This is a genomic window from Colwellia sp. MB02u-14, assembly GCF_014076915.1.
In the GTDB taxonomy this organism is placed as follows: Bacteria; Pseudomonadota; Gammaproteobacteria; order Enterobacterales; family Alteromonadaceae; genus Colwellia_A.
The window spans coordinates 14,438-35,326 of record NZ_JACGUX010000065.1; the positions used below are offsets into that span (position 1 = coordinate 14,438).

Sequence of the window (20,889 nt, forward strand, 5' to 3'; positions counted from 1 at the left end):
TGGGGTGACCTATAAATTAAATAGCTTATAGGTAAGAGCCACTGTGCCAGTTATAAAAAATTTATCAAGTGCTATTTGTTCTTAACAACTTATAAAAGGTTATATGTCTAATTTTTTATCATAAAAAAACGCTAGTGAGTAAACCCAATAGCGTTTGGTATATATTGTGCTATCCCTTAAATATTATTGGTCACATCAACCGAGAGCTTTATCATTTGGCCAGGTTGTAAATACTTTGTACGGTTTAAGCTGTTCCAGCGTTCAATGTCACGAATCGAGACATTGAACTTATCAGCAATACGTGCAAGAGAATCGCCACGTCTTACCTTATATCTGATGTTACGCATAATCGCTTGATCTGCAGGTCGATACAATTTCTCGTTTGCCAAATTCGACTTGGTCACCTTAGTTTTTTGCCATATAACAAGTTTTTGTCCCAGCTTTAAAACATCACGTGGTGCCATGCCGTTCCATTTGGCAATACTGCGACTACTCACATTATATGCTTGCCCAATATCCCATAAGGTATCACCAGATTTAACGATATGAGACGATTTCTCTCCGCTACGTTGACGATTCTTGGTCGTTGCCAATCGTTGCTTTTGCGAAAATACGTAACTATCAAGTGATTGTGTAGCAACAGGAATTAATAAGTGCTTGCCGGCACGAATTTGTGTTCCTTTGATATTATTAATTTGTTTAATTAATTTGATGTCAGTATTAAATTTATGAGCAATTTCACCTAAATTATCACCATTTTTAATTTTATAACGCTGCCATGCTAAGCGATCTTTTTTTGGTAGTTCGGCAAGTTTTTTCTCAAAGTTAGCCACTTTATGGTTGGGAATTAATAAACGATGTGGACCATCTGGATCAGTAGCCCAACGATTAAAACCAGGGTTCAATCGTTGTAATTCAGCCAATGACAAATCGGCTAATTTAGCCGCTTTTGCTAAATCAAGCTGTGACTCTATATTAATGTTAGTGATTTGACTCTTATTTTCAATTTCATAAAGCTTGATATTAAAGTCGTCGGGGCGACTTATAACATCAGCCAGAGCAAGTAACTTTGGAACGTAGGCTCTGGTTTCTCGGGGCAAATCTAAAGACCAAAAGTCGGTAGGTAAATTTTTACGCGCATTTTTTTTCATCGCACGCTTTACACGGCCTTCACCAGAATTATAAGCGGCGAGCGCTAACAACCAGTCGCCATCAAAAAATTTATTTAAATATTTTAAATATTTAATCGCTCCTTGGGTTGATGCAATAACATCGCGGCGTCCGTCATACCACCAGTTTTGCTTCATATCAAAACGTTTACCAGTGCCTGGGACAAATTGCCACATACCTGAAGCACGGCCATGAGAGTAAGCAAAGGGGTCAAAAGCACTTTCAACAATGGGTAAAAGTGCTATTTCTAATGGAATATCATTTTTTTCAAGCTCTTGAACAATATAAAAAATAAAAGGCTCTGAACGCTTAGCAACACGGTCAAGATATTCAGGATGTTTTACAAACCAGTTGCGCTGAGATATTACCCGTTTGTCTTCTGGAATATCGAAGGTAAACTTAGTGCGAATACGTTGCCAAATATTATCAGAAACGTAAATATCATCGACTATTTCAGGATCGGTTAAAGTAAATTCAACATCAGCGACAGGATGAATAATATCAATGGTTTCATCCGTTAATATCGCTTGATTAATTTCAGCCGTACTGGCTATTTGCTGTTCTTGCGTATTTGTTGCATTGACTCCGTTATTACTTTGTAGGGAGGTCGCTTGACAACCCATTAATATAATAGTGGCTGAAATAGAGAGTGAAAGCGGTAAAGCTTTTGAAAAACAATGCTGTTTAGAAAGTAATTCTTTTGATTTTTTTAAAAAATAGTTCATGTATTTACTGTATTATTGTACTTGAGGTTAGTTTCACTTATTTAGCGTCCTTATTCAAGGGTGACATCAATGAAAGGCTTGAAAATAATGCGTTAAAATTCATTTTTCCATTGCCTAATAATGGTAAAAGTTTCTACTGTATCTGTTGGTTTTTTGCCACTGAAGTCAAAGGCACTATTGATAATTTCTTGCTGGTGACAACGTAAAAAAGGATTGATCTTTTTCTCAAGTAAAATTGAGGTAGGTATGGTTGAAATATTATTTGCTCTGCGTGTTACCACTTGGTTATAGTAGTGAACCAATTCGGCATTTTGCGGCTCTACCGCAAGGGCGAATGTTAAATTGGCTAAGGTGTATTCATGAGCGCAATAAACATGTGTTTTATCAGGTAAGTCAGTTAAGCGTGTTAAGGCACTCAACATTTGTTGTGGTGACCCTTCAAATATGCGCCCACAGCCTCCAGAAAATAAGGTGTCGCCACAAAAAACAACATCACTTGTATAGTAACCAATATGATCTAGCGTATGCCCCGCAAGATCAACTATCTCAAACGACAATTCAAGTGCGGTAATCTCAATAACTTGTTTGCCTTTTACCCGAATATCAGCATGTGCTATTTTTTTATTTTCAGGCGCATAAACGGTTAATGGCCAGCCTTTACTTAGGCAATAATCTTTTAGTTCAGCGACACCACCGGTATGATCAGCATGATGATGGGTAATTAAGATAGCGCAAAGCTGTAAATTATTCTCTTCTAAAAAAGTAATACAAGGTTCAGCATCGCCGGGATCAACCAGTGCAACAGGCTTTAGCATGCTTTCATGGACAGGCTTTACATCGGGCGAAGTTATTGCCCAAAAATAATTGTCAGTAAAAGCGGGAATGGCTGTAACCAAAATTGGCTTTAGTGTTTGACTTTGCACGTTAAATCGTCCTCAATAAAGGTAAAGTAAATAGTATACCTGTAAATGAACCGAAAAGGCGTATGTAAAACTTATGAAACCAGCTTTGGGTTATCGCCAACCTCATTATCCTAATTCTTGGCAAGCCTTGCCTAACGGTGAGGTCATTGTTAAAGCAATAGATCAAGTATTGGCGCCATGGTGGCCAAAATTTTTTGGTTATCATTTATTAAAAATTGGAGCGCTTAGTGGATATATTGACAGTTCAGGCTGTAGTATCAAGCATCAAGTTAATTTGGTAGAACCAAAACGAGTGGGGGATATTATTGCTCATGTCGATGATTTACCGTTTTTAGAACATAGTATCGATGTCTGCTTGTTAAGCCATGTATTAGAGTTTTCACTTGACCCTCATCATGTTGTCAGAGAAGCAAACCGTGTTTTGATCCCCAATGGCTATCTTGTGATCACCGGTTTTAATCCGTTTAGTTTAGCGGGTCTAAATAAATTTATTCCCTATCGCAAGCATAACACCCCGTGGAATGAACGTTTTTTTTCTGCTATGCGCGTAAAAGATTGGCTGCATTTAATGGGCTATGAAATATTAGTTGATGAAAAAGTAATACATTCTTCTTTATCGGGTAGGTTAAGCCAAGGTAAAATTATTCAAGTTTGGCAACAACTTGCCAGTGAATTTTTACCAAATTTGGGTTCTGTTTACGTGTTAGTGGCCAAAAAGCGAGTTCATCCATTAACACCGATTAAGCCTAAATGGGCAATAAGACCAAAGTTCAAACAGGTAGAAGTACCGAGTATGAATTCTTCACATAAAATTAAATAACAGCTAAGCCTTTAAAAAGAGAGTGCCGATATGATCCATCGTAATGATTTAGAAAGGCATCTTAATGCCTTGCTAAAACCTGAACAAATTAAAGATTTTTGTCCTAATGGTTTGCAAATACAGGGCAGTGATGAAATCCATAAAATAGTAACAGGTGTAACGGCAACACAAGCGTTAATAGAGCAAGCTATTGATGAGAAAGCGGATGCTCTAGTCGTACATCATGGATTTTTTTGGAAAAATGAATCTTATGTTATTCGCGGGATGAAGTATCAACGGATAAAAGCATTAATAGCTCATAATATTAGCTTGTTTGCTTATCATTTACCGCTAGATATTCATCCTGAGTTAGGCAATAACGCGCAACTTGCTCAATTGTTTGAAATAAATAATGTGCAGCCGTTAGAACAGGGCAATCCGTTAAGTGTCGCTGTGCGTGGTGAGTTTTCTCATCATATTTCTGGTAATGAGCTTAGTACACGTATTTCTGAGCAACTCGCGAGAAACTGTCTACATATTGCGCCACCATCAGATAAAAAAATAAAGACAGTTGCTTGGTGTAGTGGCGGTGGTCAAAACTATATTGAGCTCGCTGCAGAGCAAGGCATAGACGCTTTTATTAGTGGCGAAGTTTCAGAGCAAACAACACATGTTGCGAGAGAAATGGATATTCATTTCTTTGCTGCAGGTCATCATGCTACTGAGCGTTACGGCGCAAAAGCATTGGCCAAGCATCTTGAAAAAGAATTATCTATTGCCACTGTTTTTATAGATATTGATAACCCTGCTTAATCAATATGGTCAGTTATGTGAATGAAAAGTGACACATAACTGACCATCATTATTAGCTCCCTGGTCGTTATCTCAAATACATTTCTCGTTATACTGAAGTTATTTCAGGATCTTGCACTTTAGAATGTAAAAACCGGATATTGAAATGAGTTTCGCATGACGGTAACACCACCAATTACTCGCTCTTTAACCATTGAATCGCACGACCCAAGCTTTCATACCAAGCATGAGTTGTTTGTTCGAGGTGCATAGGTGTTGGTAAATAATCTGTCCAATATTTTTCATCATCCATGCCTTTGGTCCATTTTCCTGCTGGTGCGGCGATTGGATAGATACCTTGTTGTTGAAAGTATTTTATAGCGCGTGGCATATGGTCTGAATTAGTCACTAAGACAACATTCTTCCCACTGACTCTAGGGGACATTAATTGTGCTTCTTCTTCTGTATCTTGTGGAAAACCTTCGACAATTATCTTTTTCTCTGCCACCCCTAATAGCATTGCTGCTTGTTTAACTTTCTCAGCATTACTCGTTTCGTCATAACCGGCATAGCCAGAAGTAATTAATTGAGCTTCTGGATGAATACGTGAAATACGTATAGCCTCTACAAGGCGTTGCAATGAACAAATGGCTAATTCACTGGTCGCTGGTAATTGAGCATCTGTGGTGTGCGCGCACCCTAATATAATAATGTAATCTACTGGCACGCTTGAACGGGTAAAAGCACGGTGGTTTTCTTCAATAGGGGCCATTAATAAATTAGCAAACGGACGAAATGATCCTAACGTTAACAACAGCGTTGCGAATATTAGGCAGTAAAAACTGAGTTTCTTTTTATAATGATAAAAAATAATTGCCAGCAAGAGTAATAGGATGACCATACTTAATGGCATGATCAAGGCGCTGACAATCTTTTTAAGTAAAAATAGATCCATAATTATTCTTAGTTCATTATATATTTTCAATGTTATTCAAGATTATAATCATCATTAATATTACTTAAAACATAAAGTTGAATTTAAATGCCACATTGTTATGAATTTGCCGTATTTTCAGTGATCAAAGCAAATCAAAAGCGAGTCATTGAACTTAGTCAACGACTGTTTGAAGAAATGAATAATGAGAGAAATATTTTGGTATCACATAATATTCTTGTTAAAACGGATAATGATGAAGAAATATCTTGGCAGTTGGTTTGGTTAAATGAAGAAGCGGTTGCAGAAAACGCACAAAAATGGTCTACATTTCCTAGTAGTCGTGAATTAGAGTCATTGGTGGGGGAGAGACTTTACTATGGATATTTTTTGGCTATTTAATTAATCGCTTAAAGAGGCGTGAGGCGAAGCAATCTATGCTCCACCTCATTACTATTATAGTAAACTTGTTAACATATCGGCATTGTATTCAACTAACTTCTTATTTTCACGGACTCTAGCGACATAGTCAGGGTTCGCAATAAAAGGGCGCCCAATAGCAATAAGGTCAAATTTGTTAGCAGCAATTGCGCTACTTGCAGATTCAGGCGTATAACTTCCTACACCCACTAAGGTTTGACTGTAGTTAGCGCGAATATAACTTGACGCTTGACCATCTAAATAATCAAATTTCATTGAATCATCAAAGATGCCCAAATGTAAAAAAGCAAGGTTACGGTGCTCAAGTTCTTTGAGGAAATAATCAAAAACATGACGGTCTCTTGCATCTTCAGACATGAAAAAATAGGCGCCCGGGCTTATTCTTAATGCGGTTCTATCTTTACCGATGCTGTCAATAACGGCGTCAACAACCGCTAATGGAAAACGTGACATGTTTTCAGGTGTCATGCCATATTCATCAGTGCGGCGGTTGCTGTCATGATGAAGGAATTGGTCAATTAAATAGCCATTTGCACCATGAATTTCGACACCGTCAAAACCGGCTTTAATAGCATTTTTTGCGGCTTGAACGTAATCAGCGATTAATTGTTCGATATCTTGATGAGTAACCGCTTTGGGTACTTGGTAGTTCAAGTCACGCATTCTCGGTACTGTACCTTCAATACCGACCGACGAAGGAGCTAAAACATCAAGAGATCCATTGTTGTTGTCTTTGAAAAAATGAGGATGAGCAACACGGCCTGTATGCCAAAGTTGGGCAAATATTTTACCGCCTTTATTATGAACCGTCTTAGTAACAAATTTCCACGCATTAATTTGCTCTTGTGTAAATAATCCTGGTGTATTTGGGTTACCTTGCCCATCAGGGCGAATAATTGTTGCTTCAGAAATTATCAACCCAGCTTCTACTCTACGACCATAATATTCAGCCATTGCTACCGTGGGTACTAGGTTGTCATCAGCCATACAGCGAGTTAATGGCGCCATTAAAATACGATTATTTAAAGTGATTGTGCTATTTAATGAATAAGGTTGGAATAAATTATTGGTCATTGTTCTCTCTTTTAATGTGTTTTTTCTTTCTTGAATATCCGTTCAAGATAGCGCTATTTGAACGATCATTCAAGTATTTTTTTGAATGATCGTTCAAAATTAAGTATCATGTCGATACCTTAAATACAGATGTTAAGTTTTAATCATGAGAAATGCTGAGTTTGACCGAGAAAAAGTACTGAGATCTTCGATGAGCTTATTCATGGAAAAAGGCTATAGCAGAACCAGTATGCCCGACTTGAAAAAAGCGACAGGTTTACACCCAGGCTCAATTTATTGTGCATTTGAAAATAAACGCGGCTTACTTTTAGCGGCTATCGCGCAATATAAAGCCGATCGTAATGTGGAATTCTCACATTTTTTCTTAACCGATGATACGATTCTGTCACAATTAAAAAAATATTTAGACCATATGGTCAGTGAATGTGTGAGTGGAGATCCAGCTAAAGGCTGTTTATTTATCAAAACACTTTACGAGTCAACAGAAGAAGATAAAGAGGTACAAGCGGTCATTGCTGAAAATGTATCTCAATGGCAACAAGCGTTAACAGATAAATTCAAGCAAGCACAAACAGCTAAAGAATTATCATTAGATAAAAATAGCGAACATCTAGCCCGTTTTTTAGTCATGGGTATTTATGGCCTACGTACTTTTGCGCAATCCAATCCTGATCAAGACACTTTGCAAGCCTTAGCAGAACAATTATTTAACAGCATTCGTTATTAACCTGTCGTTAACTGTAAAGCCGTTATAATGTAAATATAATTGAAAATTTTTTCATGGAGTTTCGTATGCGTTTATTTTTATTAGCTTTTTCTGTTATCACTGTACTTTCAGGTTGTGATAAAGAAGAACAACCTTTTAAAGAGGCTATTCGTCCTATTGCTTGGCAAGAAGTTCAGCAGTCTTCTTTTGACCAAGTACGCCGTTTATCGGGGACTATTTACCCCGTAGAAGAAGCTAATCTAAGTTTTGAAGTGGGTGGAAAAATACAATGGATAAAAGTTAAACTTGGCGATGAAGTCAAACGCGGTGATGCGCTTGCTCGCTTAGACCAGCGAAACTTTAATCTGAGTCGTCAATCTGCACAAGCTAACTTACAAAAAAGTTATGCCGCATTGTCTGAAGCTGAAAATGAATATAAACGCTATGCAGAACTATCATCGAAAGGTTTAGTGTCAAAGTCAGGTTTTGATAATGCCAAAGCAGCATTTGAATCAGCGACCAGCGCGGTAAATATTAGCAAGACACAGCTTGATATTGCTAAAAAAGACTTAAGCGATTCAATATTAACGGCACCTTACAACGGTAAAATAACGAAACGTCTCAGCGAGCCATCAATGCAAATTTCTCCGGGCCAAGCCATTTTTCAAATTGAAGGTGACGATGGTTTAGAGGTGCAAGTGATGGTGCCTGAAACGATGATCAGAGATTTATCTAAAGGCAATGAAATTGATATTCATTATCCCGCTTTTCCTACCTTAAATAGTAAGGGCACTATCGCTGAAATCAGTTCGCGCGCAGCAACCGCGAATGCTTTTCCGGTGACGATCCTCATCAATACCGAACTTAAAAATTTACGAGCAGGTATGACGGCAGAAGTCGATTTTACCTTTCAAGGTATTGGTCGTACAGGTTATCAGGGTAAAGCTTTCCATTTACCCATATCAGCGCTAGCGGCAGATGAAGGGCAAAAATCGTATGTTTTTGTTTATAACGTTGAACAGCAAAAATTGCATAAACGTATGGTACAAACCGAAAGTATTTTAAATAATGAAGTATTGGTTTCTGCCGGTTTAGCTTCTGGAGAAATTATTGCTATTGCCGGTGTTTCTTTTCTGCGTGATGGTCAATCGGTTCAATTGCTTGATAAACATGTAAAGCGTTTTAATTAATAATGTCATCTGATGACTAAAGACTTTAGAGACCAATTATGAATTTAACTAAAATTGCTTTTACTTATCGAAAATCCATTTTAATGGTGCTGGCATTATTACTCATCAATGGTGTTTTTGCCTATTTGACTTTACCCGCACAAGAAAATCCAACCATTACCATTCGCAAAGCGATTGTGACAACTTCTTACCCAGGGATGGCACCTGAACGTGTTGAACAATTAATTACGCGTGCCATTGAAAAAGAAATCAGAAAAATTCCTGAAGTTGAAAAACTTACATCGACCTCAATGACTGGCCAATCAGTGATCCACGTCGAAATTTACGATCGCTATTTTAATCTAGATAACATTTGGCAAGACTTACGTAATAAAGTTAAACAAGCGCAGATGAATTTACCCGAGGGTACTCGTCCACCTTTTGTTAATGATTCGTTTGGTGATGTTTCCGTGGTCACTTTAGCCTTAACTGCTGACGGTTTTAATTTAGGTGAAATGTACGATATTTCTAAACATATTCGTGACAATTTATACAGTGTTTCCGGGACTAAAAAAGTTGATATTATTGGCGTTCAAGCTGAACGAATATACCTTGAAGTAAAAACAGCTAAACTTGCTCAGCTGGGTATTTCACCGCGCAGTATTATCAGCGAACTGCAAAATCAAAATATTATTAGCCCCGGTGGCCAAATTGATACGGGTTTACGTTCCATAGTGGTCGAGCCAACGGGTAATTTTTCTTCACTGGAAGAAATAGGTAACACTCATATTAGGATCACTGGGACTGATGATACCATCGCGCTAAAAGATATTGTTAGCCTGCGCCGAGGCTTTATTGATCCGCCAGATAAACCTGCCTACTTTAATGGCGAACCCGCTATTATGTTTGGGGTTTCCATGCTGCAAAAATATAATTTATTGGAATATGCGCCAAGAGTTAAAAACATGGTTTCGCAAATTGAAAATACTTTACCCATAGGTTACAAAATCAATATTGCAACGTATCAGGCCGATCAAGTTCAAAAATCTATCCAAGGGGTATCAATCAATGTAATACAAACATTAGTCATTGTTTTATTAGTTGTTATCTACTTCTTAGGATTGCGCACCGGTTTAATTGTTGGCTCGATTGTCCCTTTTGTAATGTTAACGACTTTAGCAATTATGCAATTTACCGGTATGACATTAGAGAAAATGAGCCTAGCGACACTTATTATTGCGCTGGGTTTACTGGTTGATAACGGTATTGTCATCGCTGAAGACTTTAAACGAAGAATCGAGCAGGGCATAGACCGCTTTGACGCTATGTGCCAAGGGGGGAAAGAGCTTGCGATGCCTTTACTCAGCTCATCAGTGACGACCATTTTATTCTTCTTACCGTTAATGCTCGCTGAACATGTTGCAGGTGAATTTACCCGCTCGGTATCGCTTGTTATATTAATTACTTTAATGACTAGCTGGGTTTTAGCCTTGTGCGTAACACCTACATTCTGTTACTTCTTTATTAAAGTTGAAAATAATGGCGATAAAGCGGTAGATAAACCAACAGAAAATTCAACAAAATTTTATCAAGTATATGAAAAATTCCTGCATTGGGTTTTAGCCCATAAAGCGATTTTTATGGCAATGATGGTGATCACGTTAATCGTATCTCTTAGTGGCTTTGGCTTGTTAAAAAAGCAGTTCTTTCCTGACTCTGACCGCACTCAAGTAATGATGTACATAGATTTACCTAACGGTACATCAGCGAGAGAAACGAATCGTCAAATGCACGATGTGTTTACTTGGTTGGACGATAAAACGTATTTTCCTGAAATTACTAACTATTCTGGTTATTCTGGTTTTAATGGTCCACGTTTTGTCTTAACACTGAACCCCGAAGATCCAGCAAATAACAAAGGCTTCGTTGTTATTAATGTTAAAGATGGCACGCAATTAAATACTTTTGTGAATAAACTTCATAACGGTATTATTGAAACTTTCCCCAATGTTTCAGGCCGTGTTAAGCGGATGTTTGCGGGCCCTTCTGATTCTAGTTCTATTAGTATTCAAGTAAAAGGTCCTGATAAAGACATTTTATATGAAAAAGCTAAAGAAATTATGGCGGTATTACAAGCGGTTCCTTACACTAAAAATGTGCGTACTGATTGGGAAAACCGTATTGTTAAAATGCAGGTTAAAATTGATCAACATCGAGCACGTCGTGCAGGTGTGACCTCTTCTGATGTAGCCACGGCATTACAAGGTTATTTTAGTGGTGCTAATGTTACCGAGTATCGCGATGGCGATGATATTATTCCTGTGGTGTTTCGAGCAGAAGAAGAAGAACGTTTCAATTTAGATAGGCTTAGAACTGTTTCAATATTCTCAAACCAATCAGGATTATCAGTACCTTTATTTCAAGTGGCTGATTTTATACCTGTTAATCAGTATGCAAAAATTCAACGTGAAAACATGTTTACGACCATCACGATTGAAGCCAGTAATACTGAAATGACCGCTGAAGATTTAAAAGTGATTATTGATGCTGATATCGAAGCATTAAAAGGCGATTTACCGGTCAATCATTTAATTGAATATGACGGTGTTATTGTGCAGTCAAAAGAAGCACAACAAGCTCTTGGTGCTAGTATGCCGATGGTTATTGGTTTGGTGTTAGTGTTATTGGTCATGCAATTTAATTCGTTTCGCCGCGCTTCAATTATCGTCCTGACCATCCCTTTGTCACTCATTGGTACCGTTGTTGGTTTATTGGTGATGAGCGCACCTTTTGGCTTTATGGTGACGTTAGGTATCTATAGCTTGGCAGGTATTATTATTAACAATGCGATTGTCTTAATTGACCGAATAGAAATAGAACGCAAAGAAGGTAAAAATGACTACCAAGCGATTGTTAATGCATGTTTAACACGCTTGCGACCTATAACGATGACGACAGTAACCACGATTATGGGCTTGTTACCGTTGTTGATGGACTCAATGTCAATGTTTTACGGTATGGCTACAGTATTAGCCTTTGGCTTAGGTGTTGGCACGATTTTAACCTTAGCCGTTGTGCCTGTATTGTATGCCAGTTTCTTTAAGATCAGTCGATGATAGTGCATGTCTTACTCGTTGAAGATGACTTAGACTTAGCGACAACCGTTATTGATTATCTTGAATTAGAAGGTATAACCTGTGATCACGCAGCTAACGGAATTGCGGGACTACAGCTTATAAACACTCATCATTTTGATGTCATGATCCTCGATGTTAATATGCCGCGCATGGATGGCTTAACGGTTTGCAGAAAAATGCGAGAGCAGGGCAACAACACACCTATTTTGATGTTGACTGCTCGAGATACATTAGATGATAAACTGGCTGGCTTTGCGGTAGGTTCAGATGATTATTTAGTTAAACCCTTTGAAATGAGAGAACTTATTGCCCGTATTCATGTGTTAGCAAATCGCCGCAGTGGTCAAACGAACCGATTATCACTGTTCGGTCTTGACGCTGATTTTGGCGCTAAAACATTAAAACGGCAACAACGTACCTTACAATTGTCACCAACAGGTTGGAAAATCCTTGAAGTACTGATGCGAAAATCGCCTGAGGTTGTTTCAAAAAAACAACTATTACAATCTGTTTGGGGACATGAGCTACCAGACAGTGACAGTTTGAAAGTCCATTTATTTAAATTGAGACAACAAGTCGATACCATCAATGAAATTAAGCTTATTCATACGGTGGCGGGACAAGGTTTTGTTTTTCGTGCATGATGAGATTAATGAACATTATAATAGCTACTTTATAGTTAATAATTGATATGAGTAAAACTAAGAAAAAACCACAAACCCTTCGTCGATACGTTTTAAAAGTACAAAGCATGATTGCCTTAATTATCGTGCTTAGTTACACCTTAGTGATTAACTTTTATTTTATTCATGGGCTTGATGAAGCTAACTTTCAGGATCTTCATTTAGAAAGTAATGATTTTGCACGTCAATATCAAAAAAATATCGACCATCCACTGCCTAATACCATTCACTTTCAAGGTTTCTTAGGTTGGAAAAATCTTCCCATCGAAATACGAGAGCACTTTGCTGCCTTTGAACATGTAAAAAAAATGGCGATGGATAACATTCGACTATTCAGTGAAGACACTTTTATTTCATGGCCAGAGCAGGCTATTTTTGTTATTGCACAGCCATTATTTGATGGTAAAATTTTTTATTTAGTACGAAAAATAAATATTAAACAATATGATGCCTTAAGCCAAATGGGAATCAGTAAAATGTTCCAGCTAACGTGGCCAATCGCATTAATATTCCTGTTAGTGATGCATTTCTCTGTCCAGTTATTACTTAAACGAACGTTAAAACCCTTTTACCGTATTGGTGATTGGGTTGAAAGTTTAACCCTTGAAAATGTTGAACAAGATACGCCAAATTTTGAATTTTATGAATTAACAGCGATCGCTGTTCAACAGCAAAAAGCGCTATTAAGGCTCAGTGCTATGCTTGATAAAGAACAAGATTTTTTACGCCATGCAAGTCATGAGTTACGAACCCCGATAGCGGTTGTGAAAAGTAACAGTGAATTATTAACCCGAATATTCTCTAGCGAAAATAATAAAGACAAAGGTGAAGAGTCTTTAGCCCGTATCAGTAGGGCAGCACTTAATATGCAACACACCACAGAAACACTATTATGGCTCAGCCAAGAACACTCCATAGAGCAAAGCAATCAACAAACATTAGCTTTAGTCGAAATAGATTTAAATTTGATGATCAAAAACTTGGTTGAAGATAATGCGTACTTATTACAAAGTAAAAAAGTTGAAATAACACTTAAATTAACAGCTACTCATATTAAGGTACTTGAAACACCTTGTCGTTTGATCCTCAACAACCTAATTCGCAATGCATTTCAATATACAGCAGAAGGCGAAGTTATTATTCAATGTAGCCAAGGCCTCGTTACCGTTGAAAATATTAATATAAGTGAAGGTGACTTTGATCACAGTGGTGCTGATTACGGTTATGGTTTAGGTTTAAGGTTAGTTGATAAAATCGTCAATAAAATGCATTGGTCATACCAAAATAATGATGTAAGTGGAGGCCGTAAAGCGATCGTTGATTTTCAAACCCCTATTGAGTTTACCTAACTTTATCTTTATCGAGATGGGTTAATATCTTGGCGTAGTAGATAAATGGGCTTTAGGGGAAAGTAACACACATTTCTCACACCCTATTCATTACGGAGCTGATGATTAGACAATAACAGCTATATCGACTAATTATTATCAATGGAAACAGTTAGAAAGCAGAATTAATACAGCAAGTACCAAATACCATACGACTTAAATGACTCACCTGCTGTCTTTATTGTTCTACAACCGTCCTTCAGCGACCATCAGCTAACGTTTATTTTAGTAACCTATAGACAAGTTCTTCACCATCAATGAGTTGAGTTAGCTCACCTATTAAATAAGTTCAGTAAAATATTGTTATTAAGTGATCAGTGTCTATAATTTTATAGATATTTTTTATTGGACTAACTTAATGTAAAAACATTTAATATTGGTAACAACTTTACTTACCATGTCTTCATCTGCGTTCGCTGACTGGTATCAACGGTTACAGTAGCAAGCGATTATCTTTTTAATGGTGTTAGCCAAACAGATGAGGGACCAGCACTTCAAGGAAGTCTTGATTGGTCAGGTGCGGGTGGTTGGGCGTCAAATGTTGATTTTGGTGATGATACGAATATTGAAGCAGATGTTTATCTTGGTTATTACACGGCGGTAAATGATATCGTTAATCTTGATGTTGGCGTTGCTCAATATACTTATAACGGCGCAAGCTATAGCTCTGACGGTAACTATACTGAGATATATACTAAATGGAATTTTGGCGCTACCGATTTAAACTTTTGGTATGCTTGGGATTACTTTGGAACAGGGGCAGGTCATTACATTGTTATGTTAAATCATACTTTTACCATTAATGATGAGTTAACTTTATTAGTGGGTATTGATAGATCGACCAGCTTAGATGATGACAAATGGCAATGGGAGCCCGGTAGTGACAGTTATACCCCTGGCAAGTCACCAGTCATTTTAGCACGAATGGTTTCGATTTTTCTTTGGGCATTCACGGAACTGATTTAGACACTTATGGCGACACTACTTTACTGCTTACTGTTGCCCGTACCTTTCAATTTTAGGAGTTTTCATGTTTCATAAATTAATAAAAACTATTTTGATTTTATCTTTTAGTGCACCCGCGTTTAGCGATACCGTCCATCTAACCTCGTTAACTTGGCCACCATATTCAGGAAAGACTTTAAATGAACAAGGCGCTTCAGTTGCTGTAGCTAAGGCTGCGTTTAAGGCCATGGGACATGAGTTGAAGGTTGATTTTTTCCCTTGGAGCCGTGCTGTAAAACATGCATCGCAACCAGACTCAAAATATGCAGGTTACTTTCCTGAGTATTACTATGAGTCAAATGAGTTTTCATTTTCTAATCCTATGGGGAAAGGCCCTTTAGGATTAATTGAAAACAAGAAAAAACCCATAGTATGGTCTGCGGTTAAAGATTTAACGCAATACAAAATTGGCGTAGTGCAAGACTATGTGAATACGGCTGAAGTTGATGCATTAATTGCTAGTGGCGAAATAAAAGCGCAAACCGCTACCTCTGATGAAACCAATATTCGTAAAGTTGCGGGTGGTCGAATTGATGCTGCGGTTATCGATACCAATGTTTTTAGTTACTTACTAGCGAATAGCAAAGACTTAGAAAAGGCGCAAGAACAAGTACAGATGAATGCTAAGTTGTTGACAGAAAAAGAATTGTTTGTTGCCTTTAAAAAGAGTACCGAAGGTCAGCAATGGTTAGCTATCTATAATGAAGGGTTAAAGAAGATTGATATTACGGCGGTGATGAAAAAATATTTGAATAAATAGGACCTTATGTCAATTATACATAAAGAATAGTTATTCAGGCTAACTCAATAGATCGCTGTATTTATGCACTTTGTTATTAATAAATATGATAACTGTTAATTAAAAGTAGATGTGTTTAATTCACCCAGCTATATACTATACAAGATTAATACGATGGAACGGGTTATTGGTTTACTTACTATTATCATGTCGCTGCTCGCATCTGCAGCGACAGCTACTATTCGTGCGAACGACTGGTTTCCTATGAATGGGACCCTAGTAGTGAGAAGCAAGGTTATATGATTGATATGGCTACAGCAATGTTTACAACAGCAGGTCATACTGTTGATTACAAGGTAATGCCGTTGGAAAGGGCGATAAACTCAGTGTGTGAAGGTAAGTTTAACTGCGTTATTGGAACGTATCCTGAAGATGCTCCCGATTTTATTTTTCTTTCCTAGAACGGGGGAATGGATGGTACGGTATATAATGCTAATAATGCATTAACTTGGCAGTTCATGGGTTTTAATTCGCTATTAACTCAGAAAGTAGGTGTTATTAGTGGTTATGCCTATGGCGAAGAGCTTGATGCGTTAATAAAAGTCGACCAGATGTTTTTAAAGATGTTTCAGGAACCGATGCTTTGGAACAAAACTTTAAAAAACTCGTCAATAATCGAATTGATATTGTAGCTTAATCGGTTTCAGTAGCGCATGTGAAATTAGAAGAACTTGGTTTTAATGATGCACTAAAAAGCGCAGGGACTAACGCTAAGAAAGCACCGATTTACATTGCTTGTTCACCAGTAAAACCGAGTAGTAAAATGTACATTGAATTAATCGAGAAAGGTACAGAAAGACTTAGAAAATCTGGGTAGATTAAAGATATTCTAGATAAATATGGCCTACAAGACTGACACTAAAGAGGTATAAAAATTATATGAATGTTACTAAATCTATTTCATTTAAACTTATTTTTTCAGCATTGATTATTGTCACCATACTCGTCATTTCTTTTGGCGTGTATGATTATATGGCACAAAGTAATCTACTGAAAAATAAGCAAATAAATCAACTTTCTTTGGTCGAATCTCGATTAAAACTTAATTTGCCTTCTGCAGTTTGGAATTATGAAGAAGATCAAATGAAGGGTATATTAAACTCTGAGCAACAATCAGAAGATATCGCATTAATAGAAATAACCAATGAAGCTAAAAAAACAATATCTCAATCAAAAGGAAAGAAAACAAACGAAGCAATCACTTTTAAATTACAACATCTTGAAGACGGTCAAAGTACCAGTGTTGGTAATGTTACTTTATTTATTGACAGTTCTTCAATAGATATCGAGTTGTCATCTTTAGCTTCTCGCATCATTGTTAAAGGAGTCTTGCTTGACGTATTTTTAATTTCAGCGATCTATTTTTTATTTGCGAAATTAGTGACGCAGCCTTTAAGTGAAGTTGCTAATGCTTTAGAGAATATTGCGCGTGGAGAAGGCGACCTAACGCAGCGATTATGCGTTAAACGTAAAGATGAAATAGGCCTTGTTGCAGAGTCATTCAACGTCTTTGTAGATAAAATTCAATTGCTTGTTCAATCTATTCAATTGTCGGTAAAGCAGACTTCAGAGGTGTCAGAAAATGTCTATCAAGCTTCTGAGGCCAGTCGTGGGCATTTAGAAAACCAGCAGTCTGAAACGGATCAGGTGGCTACCGCCATCACTGAAATGTCTGCATCGGCAAAAGAAATTGCTAATAATGTTCAGTTAACTGCAGGCTCAGCAGAGCAAGCAAATCAAGATGCACGAGCCGTATCCGCTATTATTAAAGAGTCTATTGAGTCGATAAATGGCTTATCTGATCACCTTAATGAAGCGACCAAGGTGGTTGGTGCCCTTGAGGATGATGTTAAAGGTATTGTTTCAGTCTTAGATGTCATTCGCGGAATTGCCGAACAAACAAACTTATTGGCGTTAAATGCTGCCATTGAAGCGGCTCGTGCTGGAGAGCAAGGACGCGGTTTTGCTGTGGTAGCAGATGAAGTTAGGGCTTTGGCCAGTCGAACTCAAGAAAGCACCGCACAAATTCAGCAGACCATTGAACGTTTACAATCAGGAGCTAAATCAGCTGTTCATGTTATGGAAGATAGCCAGACTAAAAGTAAGGCGTCGGTTGAAAATGCACTCAGTTCGGGAGAGTCTATTAGTAGCATTTTAAATTCTACAGAACAAATTACTGAAATGGCGACGCAAATAGCTTCTGCGGTTGAAGAACAAAGTACTGTCGCAGAAGAGTTAAGCAGCAACGTTAATAGAATTGTTAGCGCAGGTCACAGCAGTTTAGAACAATTAAATGCGATGACGAAAAATTCTCAACTTATGCAAAGTTCTTCAGATAAGCTCAATAAATTAACACAACAATTTAAAGCTTAATGTAAGGCATTAAATTTTTAGGAACGTAAATTTATAGGTATGTAATTCTATTACTGATAGATTTTAATCATGTATTTGAAGGGAGTGGACTTTAATAACCCTGATGTTTTCATTCACTCTTAGAGACGATAAAAAACTCAATAATTAAAGTCGTTTTATAGGCTTTGAGGAAGTGCCGAGCTTAATATACTCAGTTTATAGCCGCTATGGTGTGGCACAGTTTTTTGAATTAAGCACCCAAAAGATGTTGTGTTCGCTATAGGCTGCTTTTCTTAATTGCTTTAAGTGATTAAAGCCGTTAAAGTCTGCCTAATTCCGACCAGAGTAATATTCCTTAATGCGCAGATCTTCGTACCCGTCACCTGAAAATGCTACTATTAATTGGCGAGTGCTAAAGTCACTTATTCCTTACCTACTTGAATTTAAAGTGCGTATAGGTTTTGCGTTGTTTTGTTTGGTGTTAACTAAACTTGCGAGTGTTTATCTTCCTTTTATATTAAAAGATATTGTTGACGGGCTTGATGCTCAACAAGAAAATAATATTTTCATTGTGCCTTTTGCTTTAGTCGCCGCTTATGGTTTGGTGCGTTTAACTATCGTGCTACTTGCAGAAATACGCGACACCTTATTTGGTCGCGTTACTGAACGAGCGATCCGCCGTATAGGTTTGAAAGTTTTTGAACATTTACATCAACTTGACCTAGATTTTCATTTGAACCGCCAAACAGGTGGACTCTCGCGTGATATTGACCGTGGCACGTCTGGGGTTAACTTCTTAATGCGTTTTATGGTCTTTAATATTGTGCCAACCTTACTCGAAATTGTGATGGTTATTACTATATTATGGGTGAATTATGGCATTTGGTTTGCGTTGATCACCGGTCTCTCTATTACGTGTTACATCGCTTACTCTATCTATGCAACTGAATGGCGAACTCGATATATTCGAGCGGCAAATAAAGCTGATTCATCAAGCAACACACGCGCAATAGACAGTTTGTTAAACTATGAAACAGTCAAATATTTTACCAACGAATCTTATGAATCAAATGCCTACGACAGTCAATTAGCCGACTGGGAAAAAGCCAAGATGCAAAACCGTTTATCGTTGTTTGCATTAAATGGTGGTCAGGCCATTATTGTGTCGTTAGCAATGACCGCAATGTTAGCATTAGCCGCTTACCAAGTGACCCATCAACAAATGACTTTAGGGGACTTTGTATTGGTTAACGCTTTTATGATGCAATTGTTTATACCCTTGAACTTTTTAGGTTTTGTCTATCGAGAAATAAAAGGCTCTTTAGCAAATATCGAACAAATGTTTACGTTATTACAAAAAGTCCCTAAAGTTGTTGATAGTAAAAATGCGAAAGAATTGACGTTAATTGATGGTGCGATTATATTTGATAATGTTAGCTTTTTTTATGATAAGACAAGACCTATTCTAAAAAATGTTTCATTTGAGGTTAAAGCGGGTCAAAAAGTGGCTGTTGTTGGAGAAAGTGGCTCTGGAAAATCAACCTTGGTTAAACTACTTTTCCGTTTTTATAACTGTCAACAAGGCCAAATTAAAATAGACGGTGAAGCTGTAATTGATATAACTCAGCATTCACTCAGAAAAAATATTGGGATTGTGCCACAAGATACCGTGTTGTTTAATGAAAGTTTATTTGAAAATGTTAAATATGGGAATGTGAATGCGAGTCACGCGGAAGTCGAGGAAGCTGCGAGGTTGTCACACCTCAGTGAATTTATTAGTTCATTACCCAGCGGGTTTGATACCGTTGTCGGCGAGCGTGGTTTAAAGCTATCAGGAGGCGAAAAACAACGGGTTGCTATTGCTCGAACTATCTTGAAAAATCCAGCCATTTTAGTGTTTGATGAAGCAACGTCCTCGCTTGATAGTCATTCTGAACAAGCTATTTTAAAAGCAATTAAAGACGTTGCTAAGGATCACACCAGTCTAGTGATTGCCCACCGATTATCTACGATTGTAGATGCAGACAACATTATTGTTTTGCACAAAGGGGAAATAATTGAACAAGGTGATCATCAAACGCTGCTAAGCAAGCAAGGTCATTATGCTAATATGTGGCAATTACAACAAAACAACGCGTAATGAAAATTTGTGAGTTAAAAATGATTGATAAAAAATGAGTACTGCTGATGTTTTACAAACCCAGCAGTGGCTAGAAGAAATTATTATTGGTTTAAATTTTTGCCCTTTTGCGAAAAAAGAGTTTGTGAATAACACTATTCATTATCAACTTTGTGAGGCTAGAAAAATAACCTTAGCGTTAGAAGAGTTAACCAAGCAATTTGAAAAATTGGTGCACGAACCTACTGTTGAAACAACATTATTGATCTTTAATGAAGGCTTTAAAGGCTTTGAAAACTATTTAGATTTACTCGACCATGCGAACGATCTATTAATAGCATTAGGCTATGAGGGGGTCTTTCAACTCGCTAGTTTCCATCCTGATTATTATTTTGAAGGTGAACCATTCAATGCAGCTTCTAATTATACTAATCGCTCGCCATTACCAACCATTCATTTAATTCGAGAAGCGAGCATGGAAAAAGTGTTGTCTGTTTATAAAAATCCAGGAAATATACCTAATAATAATATTGTTTTGGCCGAAAAAAAGGGCGCTCATTACTTTCAAACTATTTTACAGCGCATTGCTAAATCTCACTCATAGTATTATTATTTTTTGTAGATAATTTATGCTGTTTCCAATATAAACCAACTTGTTATCATGTTGAAAATT

At 37.4% G+C, this 20,889-nt stretch carries 19 protein-coding genes; 15 read left to right on the forward strand and 4 right to left on the reverse strand.

What is annotated here, in order from left to right; genetic code table 11:
- Window positions 1–176 precede the first annotated feature (176 nt).
- Window positions 177–1,793 (reverse strand): LysM peptidoglycan-binding domain-containing protein, encoded by a 1,617-nt coding sequence (locus H4J52_RS06915; RefSeq protein ID WP_182223438.1) that lies wholly within the window; start codon window positions 1,791–1,793, stop codon window positions 177–179.
- Between the two features lie 194 nt (window positions 1,794–1,987).
- Window positions 1,988–2,818 carry a hydroxyacylglutathione hydrolase gene (gene gloB / locus H4J52_RS06920; protein ID WP_182181216.1) on the reverse strand — a complete coding sequence of 277 codons (831 nt, stop codon included), beginning with the start codon at window positions 2,816–2,818 and terminating at the stop codon, window positions 1,988–1,990.
- Window positions 2,819–2,891: 73 nt separating this feature from the next.
- Between gloB and H4J52_RS06925 the strand changes: the two genes are divergently transcribed.
- Both H4J52_RS06925 and H4J52_RS06930 read left to right on the forward strand, forming a co-directional pair.
- On the forward strand, window positions 2,892–3,638 hold the full coding sequence (locus H4J52_RS06925; RefSeq protein WP_182181215.1) for a class I SAM-dependent methyltransferase: 747 nt from the start codon (window positions 2,892–2,894) through the stop codon (window positions 3,636–3,638).
- A 30-nt stretch (window positions 3,639–3,668) separates the two neighbouring features.
- Window positions 3,669–4,430: a Nif3-like dinuclear metal center hexameric protein gene (locus H4J52_RS06930; protein ID WP_220460091.1), complete on the forward strand. Its 762-nt coding sequence runs from the start codon at window positions 3,669–3,671 to the stop codon at window positions 4,428–4,430.
- Window positions 4,431–4,605: 175 nt separating this feature from the next.
- On the opposite strand, the gene H4J52_RS06935 is transcribed toward H4J52_RS06930, so the two are convergent.
- Window positions 4,606–5,364, reverse strand: a complete 759-nt coding sequence (locus tag H4J52_RS06935) for an ElyC/SanA/YdcF family protein (protein ID WP_182223424.1) — start codon at window positions 5,362–5,364, stop codon at window positions 4,606–4,608.
- Between the two features lie 87 nt (window positions 5,365–5,451).
- On the opposite strand from H4J52_RS06935, the gene H4J52_RS06940 reads away from it, so the two are divergent.
- Window positions 5,452–5,745: a hypothetical protein gene (locus tag H4J52_RS06940; protein WP_182181213.1), complete on the forward strand. Its 294-nt coding sequence runs from the start codon at window positions 5,452–5,454 to the stop codon at window positions 5,743–5,745.
- Window positions 5,746–5,799: 54 nt separating this feature from the next.
- Here the strand turns inward: H4J52_RS06940 and H4J52_RS06945 are convergent, their stop codons facing one another.
- Window positions 5,800–6,858, reverse strand: coding sequence for an alkene reductase (locus H4J52_RS06945; RefSeq protein ID WP_182224411.1), 1,059 nt, complete (start codon window positions 6,856–6,858; stop codon window positions 5,800–5,802).
- 145 nt (window positions 6,859–7,003) lie between these two features.
- On the opposite strand from H4J52_RS06945, the gene H4J52_RS06950 reads away from it, so the two are divergent.
- The 12 genes from H4J52_RS06950 to H4J52_RS07000 all read left to right on the forward strand — a co-directional run bounded on the left by H4J52_RS06950 (window position 7,004) and on the right by H4J52_RS07000 (window position 20,820).
- Window positions 7,004–7,585 (forward strand): TetR/AcrR family transcriptional regulator, encoded by a 582-nt coding sequence (locus tag H4J52_RS06950; RefSeq protein ID WP_182181211.1) that lies wholly within the window; start codon window positions 7,004–7,006, stop codon window positions 7,583–7,585.
- A gap of 65 nt (window positions 7,586–7,650) precedes the next feature.
- Window positions 7,651–8,754 carry an efflux RND transporter periplasmic adaptor subunit gene (locus H4J52_RS06955; protein WP_182181210.1) on the forward strand — a complete coding sequence of 368 codons (1,104 nt, stop codon included), beginning with the start codon at window positions 7,651–7,653 and terminating at the stop codon, window positions 8,752–8,754.
- Window positions 8,755–8,792: 38 nt separating this feature from the next.
- On the forward strand, window positions 8,793–11,849 hold the full coding sequence (locus H4J52_RS06960) for an efflux RND transporter permease subunit (protein WP_182181209.1): 3,057 nt from the start codon (window positions 8,793–8,795) through the stop codon (window positions 11,847–11,849).
- On the forward strand, window positions 11,849–12,514 hold the full coding sequence (locus tag H4J52_RS06965) for a response regulator transcription factor (RefSeq protein ID WP_404851972.1): 666 nt from the start codon (window positions 11,849–11,851) through the stop codon (window positions 12,512–12,514). Before H4J52_RS06960 ends, H4J52_RS06965 begins: the two co-directional genes overlap by 1 nt.
- 47 nt (window positions 12,515–12,561) lie before the next feature.
- Complete coding sequence (locus H4J52_RS06970; protein WP_182181205.1) at window positions 12,562–13,902, forward strand: HAMP domain-containing sensor histidine kinase; 1,341 nt, start codon at window positions 12,562–12,564, stop codon at window positions 13,900–13,902.
- Window positions 13,903–14,361: 459 nt separating this feature from the next.
- Complete coding sequence (locus H4J52_RS06975; RefSeq protein ID WP_259366708.1) at window positions 14,362–14,907, forward strand: TorF family putative porin; 546 nt, start codon at window positions 14,362–14,364, stop codon at window positions 14,905–14,907.
- A gap of 64 nt (window positions 14,908–14,971) precedes the next feature.
- On the forward strand, window positions 14,972–15,706 hold the full coding sequence (locus H4J52_RS06980; RefSeq protein ID WP_182181204.1) for an ABC transporter substrate-binding protein: 735 nt from the start codon (window positions 14,972–14,974) through the stop codon (window positions 15,704–15,706).
- A gap of 449 nt (window positions 15,707–16,155) precedes the next feature.
- Window positions 16,156–16,377, forward strand: a complete 222-nt coding sequence (locus H4J52_RS19940) for a hypothetical protein (protein ID WP_259366703.1) — start codon at window positions 16,156–16,158, stop codon at window positions 16,375–16,377.
- Between the two features lie 23 nt (window positions 16,378–16,400).
- A complete protein-coding gene (locus tag H4J52_RS19945; RefSeq protein ID WP_259366704.1) occupies window positions 16,401–16,562 on the forward strand; it encodes a hypothetical protein in 162 nt (53 codons plus the stop codon).
- A gap of 62 nt (window positions 16,563–16,624) precedes the next feature.
- Window positions 16,625–18,118 carry a methyl-accepting chemotaxis protein gene (locus tag H4J52_RS06990; RefSeq protein WP_182224413.1) on the forward strand — a complete coding sequence of 498 codons (1,494 nt, stop codon included), beginning with the start codon at window positions 16,625–16,627 and terminating at the stop codon, window positions 18,116–18,118.
- A 337-nt stretch (window positions 18,119–18,455) separates the two neighbouring features.
- A complete protein-coding gene (locus H4J52_RS06995) occupies window positions 18,456–20,237 on the forward strand; it encodes an ABC transporter ATP-binding protein/permease (protein ID WP_182224414.1) in 1,782 nt (593 codons plus the stop codon).
- Window positions 20,238–20,271: 34 nt separating this feature from the next.
- Complete coding sequence (locus H4J52_RS07000; RefSeq protein ID WP_182181201.1) at window positions 20,272–20,820, forward strand: DUF1415 domain-containing protein; 549 nt, start codon at window positions 20,272–20,274, stop codon at window positions 20,818–20,820.
- Window positions 20,821–20,889 lie beyond the last annotated feature (69 nt).

Bases quoted from the DNA above. Each gene is read 5' to 3' on its own strand.
- H4J52_RS06915 (WP_182223438.1), bottom strand. From the start codon at position 1,793: ATGGGTTGTCAAGCGACCTCCCTACAAAGTAATAACGGAGTCAATGCA.
- H4J52_RS06925 (WP_182181215.1), top strand. From the start codon at position 2,892: ATGAAACCAGCTTTGGGTTATCGCCAACCTCATTATCCTAATTCTTGG.
- H4J52_RS06930 (WP_220460091.1), top strand. From the start codon at position 3,669: ATGATCCATCGTAATGATTTAGAAAGGCATCTTAATGCCTTGCTAAAA.
- H4J52_RS06935 (WP_182223424.1), bottom strand. From the start codon at position 5,364: ATGGATCTATTTTTACTTAAAAAGATTGTCAGCGCCTTGATCATGCCA.
- H4J52_RS06940 (WP_182181213.1), top strand. From the start codon at position 5,452: ATGCCACATTGTTATGAATTTGCCGTATTTTCAGTGATCAAAGCAAAT.
- H4J52_RS06945 (WP_182224411.1), bottom strand. From the start codon at position 6,858: ATGACCAATAATTTATTCCAACCTTATTCATTAAATAGCACAATCACT.
- H4J52_RS06950 (WP_182181211.1), top strand. From the start codon at position 7,004: ATGAGAAATGCTGAGTTTGACCGAGAAAAAGTACTGAGATCTTCGATG.
- H4J52_RS06955 (WP_182181210.1), top strand. From the start codon at position 7,651: ATGCGTTTATTTTTATTAGCTTTTTCTGTTATCACTGTACTTTCAGGT.
- H4J52_RS06960 (WP_182181209.1), top strand. From the start codon at position 8,793: ATGAATTTAACTAAAATTGCTTTTACTTATCGAAAATCCATTTTAATG.
- H4J52_RS06970 (WP_182181205.1), top strand. From the start codon at position 12,562: ATGAGTAAAACTAAGAAAAAACCACAAACCCTTCGTCGATACGTTTTA.
- H4J52_RS06980 (WP_182181204.1), top strand. From the start codon at position 14,972: ATGTTTCATAAATTAATAAAAACTATTTTGATTTTATCTTTTAGTGCA.
- H4J52_RS19940 (WP_259366703.1), top strand. From the start codon at position 16,156: ATGGATGGTACGGTATATAATGCTAATAATGCATTAACTTGGCAGTTC.
- H4J52_RS06990 (WP_182224413.1), top strand. From the start codon at position 16,625: ATGAATGTTACTAAATCTATTTCATTTAAACTTATTTTTTCAGCATTG.
- H4J52_RS06995 (WP_182224414.1), top strand. From the start codon at position 18,456: ATGCGCAGATCTTCGTACCCGTCACCTGAAAATGCTACTATTAATTGG.
- H4J52_RS07000 (WP_182181201.1), top strand. From the start codon at position 20,272: ATGAGTACTGCTGATGTTTTACAAACCCAGCAGTGGCTAGAAGAAATT.